Consider the following 640-nt stretch of genomic DNA (forward strand, 5'->3'; position numbering starts at 1 on the left):
GCGCCATGCATCGAGCATTGAATGAATGCATCATCGGCATCAAGAAATCGATGCTCTTGGAATTCAAGGTTCATGCCAATATGGGGGCATGAATTGCGATATCCAAATACATTCTTATCTTTTATTACAACGAAGCCTTCAACATTCGGCGCACGAAAACCAAATGATTGCTTTCCCTGCAATGTGTCTAAGGCGCAGATAAAGTGCTTTTCTTGCATAAAACGACCTTGGAATTTGAGAAAAGCAACTATACTAATTCGCCAAATTAGCTACGTGAAGTAAAGCAAATGTTGAAACACGTATTATTGGTAGATGACAGTGCAATTTCGAGGGTTATGCTCAAAAGCCTAATTGAGGATAACTATGCGAATGTTTGTGTTGCAGAAGCTGGAACAGCAGAGGTTGCCTTAGAGCTTTGCAAGCAGCAGAAATATGAAGGCATTTTCTTAGATTTAAATATGCCTGGGCAGGATGGATTGACGGTCGCGCCTAAACTTCAGGAATTGTGTCCAAATGTCCGCATCGCATTGTTGACTGCGAATTTTCAGGAGCGCGTGCAAATCAAAGCCGAAGATCTTGGCCTCAGTTTTTATGCAAAGCCTGTTACCTTAGATAAAGTCACTGATTTCATGACAGCCCA

General features: G+C 41.9%; 2 protein-coding genes. One reads left to right on the forward strand and one right to left on the reverse strand.

Annotation, left to right across the window (positions count from 1 at the left end; all coding sequences use genetic code 11):
- The coding region (locus A3739_RS05000) for a Rieske 2Fe-2S domain-containing protein (protein ID WP_156502366.1) at nt 1-218 on the reverse strand (218 nt) is incomplete at its 3' end.
- Nucleotides 219-287: 69 nt separating this feature from the next.
- Here A3739_RS05000 and A3739_RS05005 point away from each other — a divergent pair.
- Nucleotides 288-640, forward strand: a 353-nt coding sequence (locus A3739_RS05005) for a response regulator transcription factor (protein ID WP_068500562.1), incomplete at its 3' end; no start/stop codon positions are given.

This window comes from Oleiphilus sp. HI0067 (genome assembly GCF_001635735.1).